Annotated in this window: 1 protein-coding gene; it reads right to left on the bottom strand. The window is 75.3% G+C overall.

Going from position 1 to position 433, the window contains the following annotated elements:
• On the bottom strand, positions 1-227 hold a 227-nt coding region (locus tag G3I78_RS48740), incomplete at its 3' end, for an alcohol dehydrogenase catalytic domain-containing protein (protein ID WP_164437079.1).
• Between the last annotated feature and the right edge of the window lie 206 nt (positions 228-433).

Genomic DNA, 433 nt, shown 5'->3' with positions numbered 1-433 from the left:
CCGGAGAACTCGTGCCCGAACACGACGGGCAGCGTCTCGCCCGACAGCGGGTGCGGCTCGGTCTCCGACGGCGCGGGCGGGAACGGGCCCTCGAGATACAGGTGCAGGTCGGACCCGCAGATGCCCGTCCACGCAGGCCGGATCTTCACGGTCCCCGGCCTGGTCTCGGGCTCCGGGACGTCCTCGATCCGGAGGTCTTCCTTGCCGTGGTACCGCGCCGCCTTCATCGTCCTCACCTCGTCCGTCGGGCCGCGCGCACCGGTCGGTGCGCGGCGGGCGGTCCCGGACCGGTCCTCGGTGAACCCTCGGCGGGCCGTGGCGACCGACCGCACCTCCACGGTAGGCCGAGGTCCTTCCCCCACGCCGCGCCGAAGGTCCTCACCGGCGGGGCCGGTCGTCGTCGGCGCTCGTCCGGGGGGGCGGGGCGAGGTGC

The organism is Streptomyces sp. SID13726 (assembly GCF_010548375.1).
Classification (GTDB): Bacteria; Actinomycetota; Actinomycetes; order Streptomycetales; family Streptomycetaceae; genus Streptomyces.
Note: the sequence above shows the minus strand (reverse complement) of the source record. Positions and strands in the feature narration are given on the sequence as shown.